Origin of the sequence: Bacillus sp. EB106-08-02-XG196 (assembly GCF_013396335.1) — a bacterium.
Classification (GTDB): domain Bacteria; phylum Bacillota; class Bacilli; order Bacillales; family Cytobacillaceae; genus Neobacillus.
Genome location: NZ_JABWSY010000019.1, coordinates 27,585 through 42,617, shown reverse-complemented (window position 1 = coordinate 42,617; position 15,033 = coordinate 27,585). Strand labels below are relative to the sequence as shown.

Sequence of the window (15,033 nt, the reverse complement as noted above, 5' to 3'; positions counted from 1 at the left end):
TGTTTAGAAAATGGTTGACACGGCAAAAATATATTATTGATGATTGGATGATAATCATGTCGATTAAATTGATTAATATTGGATTTGGAAATATCGTATCTGCCAATCGGATAATTTCAATTGTAAGCCCTGAATCTGCTCCGATTAAGAGGATTATTCAAGATGCCCGAGATCGGGGTTCATTGATTGATGCTACATATGGAAGACGTACTCGTGCAGTAATTGTCATGGATAGTGACCATGTCATTTTATCAGCAGTACAGCCTGAAACGGTTGCCCATAGGCTGGCAGACCGTGATGAAATTATGGATGAAGGGTAGGATTATAGAAAATGCAGGAAAAAGGATTGCTTATCGTATTTTCTGGTCCATCTGGTGTCGGAAAAGGAACAGTTAGAAAAGAAATATTTTCCCATCCGGACACGGCTTTTGAGTATTCTATATCTGCAACAACGCGCGTTCCCCGTCCTGGTGAAGTAAATGGGGTTGATTATTTTTTTAAGTCACGGGATGAATTTGAAGAATTAATTAAACAAGGGAAACTTTTAGAGTATGCTGAGTTCGTAGGGAATTATTATGGAACCCCTGTAGATTATGTACGTGAAACCTTAGATGCTGGTAAAGATGTTTTTTTAGAAATCGAAGTGAAGGGCGCACGGCAGGTCAGGGAAAAGTTCCCAGAAGGTTTATTTATCTTCTTAATGCCTCCGAGTCTTTCAGAGCTTAAGAACCGGATTGTAACTAGAGGTACGGAAACAGAAGAGTTAATTAACAATCGGATGTTATCTGCCCGTGAAGAAATTGAAATGATGGAATTATACGATTACGTTGTAGAAAATGACCAAGTAGAATTGGCTTGTGAACGTGTGAAAGCAATTGTTGTCGCTGAACATTGTCGCAGAGAACGTGTAGAACACCGATATAAAAAATTACTGGAGGTCGAATAAATGTTATATCCTTCGATTGATTCATTGCTAAATAAAATTGATTCAAAATACTCTCTTGTTTCCGTTGCAGCAAAGCGTGCTCGTTCCATGCAGCAAACACGTGATGAAAGATTACCTAAATATGTTTCCTATAAGCATGTAGGGAAAGCGCTAGAAGAAATATACAGCGGTGAACTTACTTATCGTGTTCCTAAGAAATCAGAAACAGGTGCTATATACGGAAAAGATAGCAATATAGGCAAGTAACAACAATGAAGGTCTGACAGTAGCAAAATGTCAGCCTTTTTTATTTTTTATTGCAAAATTAGACATTATTTTTAGAAACAAAGCTGAAAAAGATGAAAATATAATGTGATTCTAGCATAATAAAAGAATAGATAATTTGTGGAATTGAAATGGGGGATATGGATGGATAAAAAGATACTAGTATGTGTAACCGGTGGAATAGCTGTATATAAAGCTGCTGCATTGACAAGCAAACTTGTCCAAGCAGGAGCAAAGGTAAAAGTAATACTCAGTGACTCTGCAGCAAAATTTGTTTCCCCTTTAACATTTCAGGCTTTATCTCGCAATGAAGTGTATACCGACACCTTTGATGAAAAAAATCCAAATGTGATCGCCCACATCGATTTAGCTGATTGGGCAGATTTAATACTAGTAGCACCAGCGACGGCCAATACAATCGGAAAGCTTGCAAATGGAATTGCTGACAACATGATTACGACAACCTTATTGGCTGCAACTGCACCAGTTTGGATCGCACCAGCGATGAATGTCCATATGTATGACCATCCCGCAGTGAAAAAGAACATTTCAATCTTGTCTTCATTCAATTATCAATTTATTGAACCGAGTGAGGGCTATCTAGCTTGCGGATATGTAGGCAAGGGTCGCCTAGAGGAACCAGAGAAAATTGTAGAGTTAATCCAACAGCATTTTTCAAATAAAAGCTTTTTAAAACTAAAAGGGAAAACTGTCTTAATCACTGCTGGTCCAACAAGAGAAAAAATTGACCCTGTTCGTTTTATTACGAATCATTCTACAGGGAAAATGGGATATGCTCTTGCAGAAGCAGCGATAAATGAAGGGGCAAGGGTGCTATTAATCTCTGGTCCGGTCTATTTATCGCCGCCGCAAGGGGTGAATTTAGTTAAGGTTGAGAGTGCAGATGATATGTATCAGGCAGTCATGAACAACTATGACTCTGCTGATATTATTATTAAAACAGCTGCGGTGGCTGATTATACTCCTAAAGTTTCCTTTGACCATAAAATGAAAAAGCAGCCTGGTGATAAGGTTATCGAACTTGCACGAACGAAGGATATTTTATCTAAGCTCGGTACGATGAAGAGAAACAAAATTCTGATAGGATTTGCAGCTGAAACTGAAAATGTTGAAGAATACGCACTTAAAAAATTAAAGGCTAAAAATGCAGATATGATTGTAGCCAATAATGTAAAGTCAGAAGGCGCTGGATTTGGTTTTGATACAAACGTTGTTACGTTATTCATGCGAAATGGAGCTAAAATGGAGTTGCCTTTAATGTCAAAGCTGGATGTTGCCTACAGGATAATTGAAGCTATTACAGCGTTGCCAAAGGATTTGGAACCAGATGAATGTTGCTAGTGTAATTGTTGATGTACCTGCAAAACAAACGGACAGGGAGTTTGATTATTTAGTTCCAGAAGAATGGTTAGAAACCATTCAGCCTGGAATGCGGGTAATTGTCCCTTTTGGTCCAAGAAAAATTCAAGGTTTTGTTACGGAGATAAAAGCTGAATCAGAATTTAAAAAGCTCCGTGAAATTTGTGAGCCGATGGATTTAGAGCCAGTCTTAAATAAGGAATTGCTTGAACTTGGGAATTGGCTGACGGAAACTACACTGTGTTTTAAAATCTTTGCCTTCCAAGCTATGCTTCCAGCTGCCTTGAAGGCTAAATATGAAAAGAAAGTGAAGCTATCTGCGGGAGTATCGATTAATGAAATACCTGTACAGCTTCACGAGATTTTTAAAAAAGAGGAAGCGATAAATTGGGAGGACGCATTGAAAAATGGGCTGGTCCCTATCCTGCAAAGAGAAGCAGCAAAAGGGTTGCTGGAAGTAATCTATCTAGTAAAAGGGAAACTGAATAAAAAGAAATTAAAATATGTCAGCCCGCTTCTACCTCCAGCGGACTTAGAAACTGAATATAATAGCTTACCACCACGAGCTGAAAAGCAAAAAGAAGCATTGAGGTACTTTATTCAGAACCCCGGTCCAATTGAAATGAGACAGTTGTCAGCAGACTTGAAAATCTCAGGCGCAACCGTAAAAGCGCTTGTGGAGAAGGGACTTCTCACGGAAAAGGACATGGAAGTTTATCGTGATCCCTATGAAAACCGGACCTTTACCCGGACGGAGCCTTTGCCTTTAACCAATGATCAGCAGGAAGCAATGGGGCCAATATTAGGTTCCATTGAAGATATGGTTCATGAAGTGTTCCTCCTCTATGGGGTAACAGGCAGCGGGAAAACTGAAATTTACTTGCAATCCATTCAGGATGTCATTGAACAAGGCAGAGAAGCTATCGTTCTTGTACCAGAAATTGCCCTTACTCCGCAAATGGTAAATCGCTTTAAGGGGCGTTTTGGTAATTTAGTTGCTGTTTTGCACAGTGGACTTTCAGCAGGGGAGAAATTTGATGAGTGGCGGAAGATACAACGCAAAGAAGTTAAAGTGGTTGTCGGTGCAAGGTCAGCGATTTTTGCTCCCTTTGAAAATCTGGGGATTATTATTATTGATGAAGAACATGAAACAAGCTATAAACAGGAAGAAATGCCGCGCTATCATGCGAGAGATGTGGCGATTGAACGTGCAGGTAAATATAAATGTCCGGTTGTCCTCGGGAGTGCAACACCTTCTTTAGAATCTTTTGCAAGAGCGCAAAAAGGGGTATATAAGCTATTAACTCTTCCTAACCGCATGAATCAGCGGGCACTTCCTGCAGTTGAAATTATTGATATGCGAGAAGAACTAAGAGCAGGAAATCGATCCATGTTTTCTAGAAAGCTTTTTGAACTGTTGAAGGAAAGAATAGATAGGAAAGAGCAGTCTGTATTATTTTTAAATAAACGCGGTCACTCTTCCTTTGTTATGTGCAGGGATTGCGGGTTCGTAATGAATTGCCCAAATTGTGATATTTCCTTAACCTATCATAAGGTTAAGGAACAAATGAAATGCCATTATTGCGGATATGAAAGCCATGTGCCTAATCAATGCCCAGAGTGTTCAAGTGATTATATCCGTTACTTCGGGACAGGAACACAAAAGGTCGAGGATGAGCTTGGAAAAATTCTTCCTGAGGCAAAAGTAATTCGTATGGATGTAGATACAACAGGGAAAAAGGGATCGCATGAGCGGCTATTAAAGGAATTTCATGAAGGGAAAGCCGATATTCTTTTAGGGACACAAATGATTGCAAAAGGATTAGATTTTCCGAATATCACACTTGTTGGAGTTCTCTCAGCGGATACTATGCTTCATTTACCTGATTTTCGCTCATCTGAAAAAACGTTTCAGCTATTAACACAAGTTAGCGGCAGGGCGGGACGGCATGAATTACCGGGGGAAGTAATTATCCAGACCTATACTCCTGAACATTATAGTGTAGAACTTGCTGGGACACAGGACTATGATCTCTTTTATAATCGAGAGATGATGATGCGAAAGGCACATCATTACCCGCCATTTTATTATTTAGCTTTAATTACTATTAGTCATGAACAGTTAATCAGTGTGGTTTCAGCAACGGAAAAGATTGCTGCTTTTGTACGGTCGAGAATTTCTAATCGTGCAGTTGTTCTTGGACCTGCTGCCTCACCTATCCCAAGGATTAATAATCGATACCGCTATCATTGTCTTATTAAATACAAGCGTGAACCAGAGCTTACTAAGACATTAAAAATCATACTGGACCAATATCAAAACGACCCGAAAAGCGGATTACTAGTTTCCATTGATGTAAACCCATTTATTTTAATGTAAGATACGCAAAAATCGTTGATATAAAAGGTTATGATCAAGTATTTTGGGTGAAAATGAATAGTAATAAATAGTAACTGATAAAAAAATCAGACAACTTCGAAACAGATGGAGGAACACCTTTGGCTATACGAAAGATTGTTATGTACCCTGCAGAGGTACTCGAAAAAAAATGCAGCCCTGTTGTGAAGTTTGACAGAAAGCTAGCTAAATTACTTGACGATATGTACGACACGATGATTGAATACGATGGCGTTGGACTTGCTGCTCCGCAAATTGGAATTGATGAGAGAATTGCCATTGTTGATATTGATAATGAATTAGGAACAATTGAGATGATTAATCCGCAAATCCTAAAAACATCTGGAGAGCAGCATGGCCCAGAAGGATGTTTAAGCTTCCCAGATTTGTTTGGAGAGGTTACAAGACCAAATTACGTGAAATTTGAGGCCTATAATCGCAAAGGAAAAAAGTATACGCTTGAAGCAGAAGAATTTCTCGCTAGAGCGATACTTCATGAAATTGATCATTTGGACGGGATATTATTTACAACGAAGGTTAGCCGATATCTCGAGGAAGATGAGTTAAAAGGAGTAGAAATTGAATGACGAGAATCGTGTTTATGGGTACCCCGGATTTTTCAGTACCCGTCCTGCGTAGAATTATTGAAGATGGGTATGAAGTTATTGGGGTGGTTACCCAGCCCGACAGACCTGTTGGAAGGAAAAAGGTACTCACACCACCGCCTGTCAAGGTTGAAGCGATTAAGCGTGGAATCCCGATCTATCAACCAGAAAAAATTCGTCAAAAAGAAGAAATGGAAAAGATTCTTTCTTTGAATCCTGACCTAATCATTACAGCAGCTTTTGGACAAATATTGCCAAAGGAAATATTATCAGCACCAACACATGGCTGTATTAATGTCCATGCCTCTCTTCTTCCAGAACTTCGGGGCGGGGCACCTATACATTACGCACTGATCCAAGGTAAGAAGAAAACAGGGATAACCATTATGTATATGGTTGAAAAACTGGATGCAGGTGATATTCTAACGCAGGTTGAAGTAGAAATTACTGAGGAAGATAATGTTGGTTCACTTCATACTAAACTTAGTGCTGCAGGGGCTGAATTATTGTCAGAAACACTTCCTAAGCTATTAGGAGGAAAATTAACACCTATACCTCAAAATAATGAAAAAGCGACCTTCGCTTCTAACATAAAAAGGGATCAAGAAAAAATCGACTGGTCCAAAACAGGTGAAGAAATCTTTAATCATATTCGCGGATTAAATCCGTGGCCGGTTGCTTTTACAACTTTAGATGGTCAGACATTGAAGATATGGCGCTCTGAAAAGGTAACAGGGGGAAAGAGTGAGGTGCCTGGGACAATCATCCAAAATGATCCTGATGGTATTACAGTATCAACCGGTAATGAAACGTCTATTAGGATAAAAGAGCTGCAGCCCGCTGGTAAAACAAAAATGATAAGTGAAGAGTTTTACAGAGGTGCAGGTTCGAAAATCGTAGTTGGCAAGAGACTAGGAGAATCAAATGACGAATAAAAAGAAAAATGTGCGGGAAGCCGCAATGGATTTACTTGATGCGATTGAAAAGAACCAATCATATAGTAACTTACTGCTAAATACTACCATTGAGAAGAATAATATTTCCTCTCTTGATACAGGGCTGCTGACTGAATTAACGTATGGAACCTTACAAAGAAGAATGGCACTAGACTTCTTTCTAAAGCCCTTTATTAAAAATAGCAAAAAGTTGGAAAAATGGGTGCTTCAGCTGTTAAGGGTTACCCTTTATCAAATGATATACCTTGATAAAATCCCAGATAGAGCAGCAATATTCGAAGCAGTGGAAATTGCCAAAAAGCGAGGCCACAAGGGGATTGCTGGAATGGTAAATGGGGTGCTGCGCAGTATTCAGCGTGAGGGCCTTCCATCTTTGGATGTGGTTAGTGACCCCATTGAAAGATTATCAATCGAAACGAGCCACCCAGAATGGCTCGTTAAGAGATGGGTCAGTCAGTTTGGGATGGAAAGAACAAAAGAAATGTGTGAAGTTAACCTAACGGCACCGATGCAAACAGCAAGAGTGAATCTTACTAAAACCACCATACGTGAATGTATTGAGGATCTTGATGAAGAAGGATTTCTAATCGAAAAAAGCCCTATTATTCCTGAAGCTATTCGGGCATTAAAAGGAAATTTAGCCTTTTCAAGGGCATTTAAAAAGGGCATGATAACCATTCAAGACGAAAGCTCAATGCTCGCAGCCTATGCATTAGCTCCTAATGAAAACGAACTGATATTGGATGCTTGCGCTGCGCCTGGCGGTAAAAGTACTCATATTGCAGAAACCATGAAATTAACGGGGGGAGTAATCTCGCTCGATTTGCATGAACATAAAGTAAAATTAATTAATGAAAATGCTAAACGTTTAGGTTTGGGCAATATAAGGACAATCGCAATGGATTCACGAAATGCAGGAGAACATTTTGAAAAGGAATACTTTGATCGAATACTTCTCGATGCCCCATGTTCAGGATTAGGGGTTATGAGAAGGAAACCGGACATGAAATATACCAAAAAAGAACAGGATCTTAATCAATTAAGTACAATTCAGCAAAATTTATTAAAATCTGTGTCACCTTTAGTCAAAAAAGGTGGAATTCTTGTCTACAGTACGTGTACAGTAGATAAGGAAGAAAATGAAAATACTGTCTTTACATTTTTACAGGAGCATCCTGAATTTGAGGTGGATGTTACCCTAAAAGAAAGAATGCCGGAGGCCATCCAACCATTAGTAACAGAAGGTTTTTTACAAATCCTTCCTCAGGATTTTGGCTCTGACGGGTTCTTTATCGCATGCTTAAGAAAGAAGGTGTAACAGTTGGAACAATTAAATACAACTGAGAACAATACAACATTGGACATGAAAAAAACGTCAATATATTCCCTGGAGCTTCATGAACTCAAGGAATGGCTGACTAATAATGGTGAAAAGCCTTTCCGGGCAGAACAAATCTATGACTGGCTGTACAAAAAAAGGATTTCTTCTTTTGAAGATATGAATAATTTATCAAAAAGTTTACGTGATAAGCTTTCTGAGAATTTTCAAATCACGACTCTAAAAACCGTTATTAAGCAATCTTCTTCTGACGGGACCATTAAATTTCTGTTTGAACTTCATGATGGATACTCAATTGAGACTGTTTTAATGCGCCATGATTATGGTAATTCAGTCTGTGTAACAACCCAGGTTGGCTGTAGGATTGGCTGTACCTTCTGTGCTTCAACACTTGGCGGGCTTAAGCGTCATTTAGAAGCAGGGGAGATTGTTGCTCAGGTGGTAACCGTACAGCAGGCTCTTGACGAAACAGATGAGCGTGTCAGCTCGGTTGTCATAATGGGAATTGGAGAACCTTTTGACAATTATGATAATATGATGGCGTTTCTAAAAATCATCAATCATGATAAAGCATTGATGATTGGTGCTCGCCATATAACCGTATCCACTAGCGGTATTGTTCCGAAGATTTATCAATTTGCTGATGAGAATATGCAGATTAATTTTGCGATTTCACTACATGCGCCTAACACTGAATTAAGATCTCGGTTAATGCCGATCAACAGGGCATATAAACTTGATGACTTAATGAAATCTGTAAGGTATTATATCGATAAGACGGGGCGTAGAATTAGCTTTGAATATGGCCTTTTTGGCGGTGTGAATGATTCTGTTGAACATGCGGAGGAATTAGCTGACCTGTTGAAGGGGTTAAAATGCCATGTTAATTTAATTCCTGTTAATTATGTTCCCGAGCGGGACTATGTACGTACCCCGAAGGATAAAATTTTTGCATTCGAAAAAACACTCAAAAATCGTGGAATAAATGTAACGATTCGCAGGGAGCAAGGTCACGACATTGACGCAGCATGTGGACAACTTCGTGCAAAGGAGCGGAAAGAGGAGACGAGGTGAACGGATTGAAGGCAGTATTTATGACTGACCAAGGCAAGGTCAGGCAACATAACGAAGATGCTGGTGGAATATTTGTAAATAAGGACGGTAACCGCCTAGCCATTGTCGCAGATGGTATGGGGGGTCACCGTGCTGGTGACGTTGCCAGCGAAATGACGATCTCTCAGTTGAAAAACGAATGGGAGGGTTCAGTAGGTATATCGACTGCTGATGATGCAGAAAGTTGGTTAAGAGACCAAATTACAAGTGTAAATAGCCTGCTTTTTAATCATGCAATGAACAACATAGAATGCGATGGTATGGGTACTACTGTTGTGGCGGCAATTAGTACCAATCGGTTTGTGACAATTGCAAACATAGGTGACAGCAGATGTTATTTATTTAATGAGAGCGGTTTTAAACAGGTTACCCAAGACCATTCACTAGTAAATGAGCTTGTTCGAACAGGTCAAATATCGCGGGAGGACGCAGAGCATCATCCCCGTAAAAATGTACTTTTACGTGCACTTGGTACTGAAAAAGCAGTAGAAATGGATGTTAAAACCATTATTTTTGAAGAAGGGGATATCCTTTTATTATGTTCTGATGGTCTCTCCAATAAAGTAAATGAAAAAGAAATGAGTGCTATTCTGACTAATGAAGACCCTTTGGAGTATAAAGCGGCTACCCTTATTTCTCTTGCAAATGAGAATGGTGGAGAAGATAACATTACACTTGCAATTGTAGAGTTTGCTGATTTCAGCGAGGGTGATGCATAATGTTGATTGGAAAACGATTAAGTGGCCGCTATAAAGTATTAGAAATGATTGGCGGAGGCGGGATGGCGAATGTGTATTTAGCCCACGACATGATTCTTGATCGTGATGTGGCTGTCAAAATGCTGCGCCTTGATTTTGCTAATGATGAAGAATTTATACGCCGGTTCCGTAGAGAAGCACAATCTGCTACAAGTTTAGCTCATCCTAATATCGTAAGTATCTATGATGTTGGAGAAGAAAATGACCTTTATTATATTGTAATGGAATATGTCGAAGGTCAAACCTTAAAACAATACATACAACAGAGTTCACCCTTACAGGTTGAAGATACAATTGAAATCATGAAACAGCTGACTTCTGCCATTTCACATGCGCACCAAAATCACATCATTCATAGGGATATTAAACCTCAAAATATTCTCGTAGACCGTTTTGGAAATGTAAAAATAACTGATTTTGGAATTGCTATGGCGCTAAGTGCAACAAGTATTACTCAGACGAATTCAGTTCTGGGGTCCGTTCACTATTTATCACCTGAACAAGCACGCGGAGGCATGGCAAATAAAAAGTCAGATATTTATTCACTTGGAATCGTCATGTTTGAATTATTAACAGGCAGACTTCCCTTTTCAGGCGAATCTGCTGTTTCCATTGCCTTAAAGCATTTGCAATCGGAAACTCCATCCGTAAGAAGGTGGAACCCGAACATTCCACAGAGTGTTGAAAATATTGTTTTGAAGGCAACGGCTAAAGATTCTTTTCATCGATATAACAATGTAGATGAAGTGGAAGAAGATTTAAGAACAGCACTTGATTCAGAGAGATTAAATGAACAGAAATTTGTCATCCCAGATGATGATGAAGCGACAAAAGCAATACCGGTAATTACGAATGATCGTCCTTTGCAAAATCTTGGTGAAACAATGGTACATAATCAGGAAAAAAACAAAGGAAATGATGTTGATTCAAAAGGAAAAGAAAAGAAAAAACGCAAAAAGTGGCCTATTATATTAATTTCAACCTTTTTATTGTTAGTATTGTTGGGAATATTCACGATTACAGTCTTACCAGACTTATTATCACCTAAAGATGTAAGTATACCTGATATCAGCGGGATGGAATTAGAAGATGCAATAGCCAAATTGGAAGCAACAGGTCTTAAGGCTGGCGAGCAAGAAAATATACCTGATGATGAAATTGAAGAGGGGCAAGTCATCAAAACAAGTCCTGAAGCGGAAAGTACGGTAAAAGAAAATACATCAGTCAAGATATTTGTCAGTACTGGTAAGGAAAAAATAAAACTAGAAGATTATATTGAAAAAAACTATGAGGAAGTAAGTCGTTTATTGGAGGATCTGAACTTTAAGGATATTGATATTACTGAAGTTTTTGATGATAGTGAGGCTGGTACAATTCTTAGTCAAGATCCAGAAGGCGGTCAAGAAATAATACCTGATGAAACTACATTAAGATTAGAAGTAAGTAAGGGTCCTGAACCGATTGTCTTAAGAGACTTAACACAATACAGTACAAAGGGTGCGCAGGAATATTTAGATTCTGTTGGACTTAAATTTGAAATTTCAGAAGAAAAGTTTGATGATTTGATTCCTAAGGGCAGCATTATTTCGCAATCACCTCTGCCTAATACGGAAATGAGTATGGGTGACAAGGTTTCTGTTGTTATTTCAAAAGGCAAGGAAGAAAAACCGCCTAAAGATGTCACTCGAGATATAACTATTGATTACAATCCTATAGTACCAGGGCAAAAACAGAGAGTTCTAATTTATATTGAGGATATGAACCATAGTATGACCGAGCCTGCGGAAGACTTTGAAATTACTTCTACAACAAGAGTCCCAATCACATTGAAAATTCCATTCAATGGTAAAGGCGGTTACAGAGTCCAACTTGATGATAGGGTTATTGCGCAAGAAACGTTGAATTATCAAGACTTAGAATAAACTTCAAGGAGTGTGGCTATGCCTGAAGGGAAAATTGTAAAAGCATTAAGTGGGTTTTATTATGTACTACATGATGGTGAAATGATTCAGTGCCGCGGAAGAGGTGTTTTTCGGAAAAACAAGATTACACCACTTGTTGGCGATGAAGTGGTTTTTCAAGCCGAAAATGTTCGTGAAGGTTATATTATGGAAGTAAAGGAAAGGAAGAATGAACTTGTACGTCCGCCGATTGCGAACGTCGACCAAGCCATTCTTGTTTTTTCCGCTGTTGAACCGGACTTTAGTACCATGCTTCTTGATCGCTTTCTTGTACTAGTTGAATATAATCATATTCAACCACTTATATGTATTACAAAAATGGATCTAACCAATGAGAAGGAAAAGCAGGCCATTACCAAATATGCTAATCAATACAGAAAAATGGGGTATGAAGTATTACTTACTTCATCTGAAACAGAAGCAGGGATTGAAGCGTTAAACCCGCATGTCGAAGATAAAATATCAGTGTTTGCCGGTCAATCAGGGGTGGGAAAGTCATCTCTATTAAATGTGCTGCGACCTGACCTTGAACTGAAAACAAATGATATTTCCTCACATTTGGGCAGAGGGAAACATACTACACGACATGTTGAATTAATTAGTGTGGGTAATGGTCTAATAGCTGACACACCGGGATTTAGTTCATTGGAATTCACTACGATTGAGGCAGAAGAGCTTACGTCTTGCTTTCCGGAAATAGCACGAGAAAGCGAAAATTGTAAATTTAGAGCTTGTTTACATATTAGTGAGCCGAAATGTGCAGTGAAAGCTGCGGTTGAAACCCAGACGATTACTCAATATCGCTATCAACATTATGTTGATTTCCTACAAGAAATAAAAGATAGAAAGCCGAGGTATTAATGATGGTGAAAATTGCACCTTCCATCCTTTCAGCTGATTTCGCCAGATTAGGTGAAGAAATAGTCGCGGTTGAAAAGGCAGGAGCTGACTATATCCATATCGATGTTATGGATGGTCATTTTGTTCCAAATATTACAATAGGGCCATTAATTGTGGAGGCTATTCGTCCGGTTACAAAGCTTCCGCTAGATGTTCATCTTATGATTGAAAACCCTGACCAATATATTGAAAATTTTGCTAAGGCAGGAGCAGATTACATTACAGTCCATGTCGAAGCTTGCCGACACCTTCATCGGACAATTCACCATATTAAATCTTTTGGAATAAAAGCAGGAGTAGTCTTGAATCCAGCTACACCAGTTGAGTCTATTCAGCATATTTTGGCAGATATTGATATGGTGTTGTTAATGTCCGTAAATCCTGGTTTTGGTGGACAAAAGTTCATACCTGAAGTCCTTCCTAAAATTAGGAAAGTTAAGGAAATGGCGGACTCAATAGGGAAAGAGCTTGAGATAGAAATTGACGGCGGGGTAAATCCTGAAACTGCAAAACTATGTATGGAGTCTGGGGCAAATGTACTAGTTGCCGGATCAGCTATTTATAATCAAGAGGACTACGCAGCTGCCATATCGTTAATAAGAGGTTAAACAGTACAAAGCCGGCTATATTGCTGGCTTTTTTTGCAGTAAAAAGGGGGTAATTAGAGTGAATATTAATATCTTAGCTGGGGGACCTAATGAACTTCTGCCTAATCTTAATGAATATTTAGGTGACAATGAGGTTTGGATTGGTGTCGATCGAGGGGTTTACAGCCTAATAAATATGGATATTACCCCGAAAATCGCTTTTGGGGACTTTGATTCTGTATCCATTGAAGAATATAGGGTTATCGAAAGACATGTAAAGAAAATGAAAAGGTACAAGCCGGAAAAAAATGAAACAGATATGGAGCTCGCTTTGAATTGGGCAATAAAACAAGATCCTGATTTAATTCGTATCTTTGGTGCAAGCGGCGGCAGATTGGACCATTTCTTAGCGAATGTCCAATTATTAATCAAGCCTTTATTGGAAAACAATCATGTCAAAATTTTTCTAATCGATAATCAAAATATCCTATCATTAAAAGGTCCCGGCAGTTATAAAATGAGTAAGAGGGCAGATAAAAAGTATGTTTCTTTTGTTCCTCTAACCCTTAACGTGAAAGGTCTCACTCTTGAAGGATTTAAGTATCCATTAAAAGATCGTCATATTACCATCGGCTCAACATTATGTATTAGCAATGAACTTATTAGTGATAATGGTACTTTTTCATTTTCAGAAGGCATATTATTAGTGATAAGAAGTAATGATTAATACGATTTAAGAGGTACTGATTTCGTCCGTATGAATAAAATAGTAAAGGCGTACGAGAGAAGTTTAGATGTGTGAGATTGTGAGGAGGGACATAATGAAGTTTTATACAATTAAACTGCCAAAGTTTTTAGGTGGACTTGTCCGAGCGATGATTGGTGCATTTAAAAAGAATGAATAGAAGAATGTCTAAGCACCTATTTATGGGTGCTTTTTTATTTTGAGGGATAGATGGGTAAGATAGTAAGAAAGGGCACCCTTATAGGATGCCCTCACATATTATACGCGTTCCACTTTACCAGATCTTAACGCTCTTGTAGAAACCCAAACACGTTTAGGCTTTCCATCAACAAGAATACGTACTTTTTGTAGGTTAGCACCCCATGTACGCTTGTTAGCGTTCATAGCGTGTGAACGTGTATTACCAGATGTTGTTTTTCTTCCAGTTACAACACATTTACGTGGCATAATGATTCCCTCCTTATTACCAAAAAGCTTTATACAGCATTTACGTTATTGTCTAAAGATACTTTAATAATTTATCATACAACCTGTTTGAATGCAATAGTGATTGTTAAACGTTTCAAGAAAAATACCTTGACATACATGTTTATTGATTATGTAGTCAATAAGAATAAAGTATCGCTTTCAAATTTTTCTTGACTATAGTAAAATGACTTTAGTCAAGGAGCAATTTCCAAAAGGGGGAACGATTCATGTCCATCGAATTAAAAACTAAGTACGGACAGATTGATATTTCAAATGAAGTAATCGCAACCATCGCTGGAGGTGCCGCTATCGATTGTTATGGAATTGTCGGTATGGCATCAAAGAGTCAAATAAAAGACGGTCTTACAGAAATTTTAAGAAGAGAAAATTTTACTCGTGGAGTTATTGTTCGCCAAGAGAATGAAGAAGTACATATTGATATGTATATAATTGTCAGCTATGGAACAAAGATTTCCGAGGTTGCTCATAACGTGCAATCAAAGGTGAAATACACACTTGATAAGACCGTTGGACTTGCCGTTGACTCGGTAAATATTTACGTTCAGGGAGTTCGTGTAACGAACCCTTAAGTGGTGTAACGAACCGAAGTAGA

Annotated in this window: 17 protein-coding genes; 16 read left to right on the top strand and 1 reads right to left on the bottom strand. The window is 38.6% G+C overall.

Annotated features, from left to right (window positions below; all coding sequences use genetic code 11):
- Positions 1-56 precede the first annotated feature (56 nt).
- From remA to spoVM, 15 genes are all read left to right on the top strand, one after another.
- Positions 57-320 (top strand): extracellular matrix/biofilm regulator RemA, encoded by a 264-nt coding sequence (gene remA, locus MLOOGBEN_RS24445; protein WP_090758253.1) that lies wholly within the window; start codon positions 57-59, stop codon positions 318-320.
- An 11-nt stretch (positions 321-331) separates the two neighbouring features.
- Positions 332-946, top strand: a complete 615-nt coding sequence (gmk, locus tag MLOOGBEN_RS24440; protein ID WP_179160892.1) for a guanylate kinase — start codon at positions 332-334, stop codon at positions 944-946.
- Positions 947-1,192 (top strand): DNA-directed RNA polymerase subunit omega, encoded by a 246-nt coding sequence (gene rpoZ / locus MLOOGBEN_RS24435; RefSeq protein WP_179160891.1) that lies wholly within the window; start codon positions 947-949, stop codon positions 1,190-1,192. It begins immediately after the preceding gene.
- Between the two features lie 156 nt (positions 1,193-1,348).
- Positions 1,349-2,572, top strand: a complete 1,224-nt coding sequence (gene coaBC / locus MLOOGBEN_RS24430; RefSeq protein WP_179160974.1) for a bifunctional phosphopantothenoylcysteine decarboxylase/phosphopantothenate--cysteine ligase CoaBC — start codon at positions 1,349-1,351, stop codon at positions 2,570-2,572.
- The gene (gene priA / locus MLOOGBEN_RS24425; protein ID WP_179160890.1) at positions 2,559-4,970 is read left to right on the top strand and encodes a primosomal protein N'; all 2,412 of its coding nucleotides are present in this window, start codon (positions 2,559-2,561) and stop codon (positions 4,968-4,970) included. The genes coaBC and priA overlap by 14 nt, the downstream gene beginning before the upstream one ends.
- A gap of 119 nt (positions 4,971-5,089) precedes the next feature.
- Complete coding sequence (gene def, locus MLOOGBEN_RS24420; protein WP_179160889.1) at positions 5,090-5,575, top strand: peptide deformylase; 486 nt, start codon at positions 5,090-5,092, stop codon at positions 5,573-5,575.
- Complete coding sequence (gene fmt / locus MLOOGBEN_RS24415) at positions 5,572-6,528, top strand: methionyl-tRNA formyltransferase (RefSeq protein ID WP_179160888.1); 957 nt, start codon at positions 5,572-5,574, stop codon at positions 6,526-6,528. The genes def and fmt overlap by 4 nt, the downstream gene beginning before the upstream one ends.
- Entirely contained in the window at positions 6,518-7,867 is a 1,350-nt protein-coding gene (gene rsmB, locus MLOOGBEN_RS24410; RefSeq protein ID WP_179160887.1) for a 16S rRNA (cytosine(967)-C(5))-methyltransferase RsmB, read from the top strand. Before fmt ends, rsmB begins: the two co-directional genes overlap by 11 nt.
- Positions 7,868-7,870: 3 nt before the next feature.
- Positions 7,871-8,962, top strand: coding sequence for a dual-specificity RNA methyltransferase RlmN (gene rlmN, locus MLOOGBEN_RS24405; RefSeq protein WP_464868218.1), 1,092 nt, complete (start codon positions 7,871-7,873; stop codon positions 8,960-8,962).
- Positions 8,963-8,967: 5 nt separating this feature from the next.
- Entirely contained in the window at positions 8,968-9,720 is a 753-nt protein-coding gene (locus MLOOGBEN_RS24400) for a Stp1/IreP family PP2C-type Ser/Thr phosphatase (RefSeq protein WP_306430769.1), read from the top strand.
- Positions 9,720-11,681, top strand: a complete 1,962-nt coding sequence (gene pknB, locus MLOOGBEN_RS24395) for a Stk1 family PASTA domain-containing Ser/Thr kinase (RefSeq protein ID WP_179160886.1) — start codon at positions 9,720-9,722, stop codon at positions 11,679-11,681. The genes MLOOGBEN_RS24400 and pknB overlap by 1 nt, the downstream gene beginning before the upstream one ends.
- A gap of 18 nt (positions 11,682-11,699) precedes the next feature.
- Positions 11,700-12,581: a ribosome small subunit-dependent GTPase A gene (gene rsgA / locus MLOOGBEN_RS24390; RefSeq protein ID WP_179160885.1), complete on the top strand. Its 882-nt coding sequence runs from the start codon at positions 11,700-11,702 to the stop codon at positions 12,579-12,581.
- Between the two features lie 2 nt (positions 12,582-12,583).
- Positions 12,584-13,228: a ribulose-phosphate 3-epimerase gene (rpe, locus tag MLOOGBEN_RS24385; protein ID WP_179160884.1), complete on the top strand. Its 645-nt coding sequence runs from the start codon at positions 12,584-12,586 to the stop codon at positions 13,226-13,228.
- 58 nt (positions 13,229-13,286) lie between these two features.
- Positions 13,287-13,934 carry a thiamine diphosphokinase gene (locus MLOOGBEN_RS24380; protein WP_179160883.1) on the top strand — a complete coding sequence of 216 codons (648 nt, stop codon included), beginning with the start codon at positions 13,287-13,289 and terminating at the stop codon, positions 13,932-13,934.
- A 94-nt stretch (positions 13,935-14,028) separates the two neighbouring features.
- Positions 14,029-14,112: a stage V sporulation protein SpoVM gene (gene spoVM / locus MLOOGBEN_RS24375; protein WP_035445740.1), complete on the top strand. Its 84-nt coding sequence runs from the start codon at positions 14,029-14,031 to the stop codon at positions 14,110-14,112.
- A gap of 98 nt (positions 14,113-14,210) precedes the next feature.
- Here spoVM and rpmB read toward each other — a convergent pair whose 3' ends face one another.
- Entirely contained in the window at positions 14,211-14,399 is a 189-nt protein-coding gene (rpmB, locus tag MLOOGBEN_RS24370) for a 50S ribosomal protein L28 (RefSeq protein WP_095247692.1), read from the bottom strand.
- 248 nt (positions 14,400-14,647) lie between these two features.
- On the opposite strand from rpmB, the gene MLOOGBEN_RS24365 reads away from it, so the two are divergent.
- Complete coding sequence (locus MLOOGBEN_RS24365) at positions 14,648-15,010, top strand: Asp23/Gls24 family envelope stress response protein (RefSeq protein WP_179160882.1); 363 nt, start codon at positions 14,648-14,650, stop codon at positions 15,008-15,010.
- The last annotated feature ends 23 nt before the right edge of the window (positions 15,011-15,033 follow it).

What these genes read in the sequence shown, in the direction of transcription:
- rpoZ (WP_179160891.1), top strand. Translation starts at nt 947, where the DNA reads ATGTTATATCCTTCGATTGATTCATTGCTAAATAAAATTGATTCAAAA.
- priA (WP_179160890.1), top strand. Translation starts at nt 2,559, where the DNA reads ATGAATGTTGCTAGTGTAATTGTTGATGTACCTGCAAAACAAACGGAC.
- gmk (WP_179160892.1), top strand. Translation starts at nt 332, where the DNA reads ATGCAGGAAAAAGGATTGCTTATCGTATTTTCTGGTCCATCTGGTGTC.
- rpmB (WP_095247692.1), bottom strand. Translation starts at nt 14,399, where the DNA reads ATGCCACGTAAATGTGTTGTAACTGGAAGAAAAACAACATCTGGTAAT.
- fmt (WP_179160888.1), top strand. Translation starts at nt 5,572, where the DNA reads ATGACGAGAATCGTGTTTATGGGTACCCCGGATTTTTCAGTACCCGTC.
- rsmB (WP_179160887.1), top strand. Translation starts at nt 6,518, where the DNA reads ATGACGAATAAAAAGAAAAATGTGCGGGAAGCCGCAATGGATTTACTT.
- remA (WP_090758253.1), top strand. Translation starts at nt 57, where the DNA reads ATGTCGATTAAATTGATTAATATTGGATTTGGAAATATCGTATCTGCC.
- rsgA (WP_179160885.1), top strand. Translation starts at nt 11,700, where the DNA reads ATGCCTGAAGGGAAAATTGTAAAAGCATTAAGTGGGTTTTATTATGTA.
- spoVM (WP_035445740.1), top strand. Translation starts at nt 14,029, where the DNA reads ATGAAGTTTTATACAATTAAACTGCCAAAGTTTTTAGGTGGACTTGTC.
- rpe (WP_179160884.1), top strand. Translation starts at nt 12,584, where the DNA reads ATGGTGAAAATTGCACCTTCCATCCTTTCAGCTGATTTCGCCAGATTA.
- MLOOGBEN_RS24365 (WP_179160882.1), top strand. Translation starts at nt 14,648, where the DNA reads ATGTCCATCGAATTAAAAACTAAGTACGGACAGATTGATATTTCAAAT.
- pknB (WP_179160886.1), top strand. Translation starts at nt 9,720, where the DNA reads ATGTTGATTGGAAAACGATTAAGTGGCCGCTATAAAGTATTAGAAATG.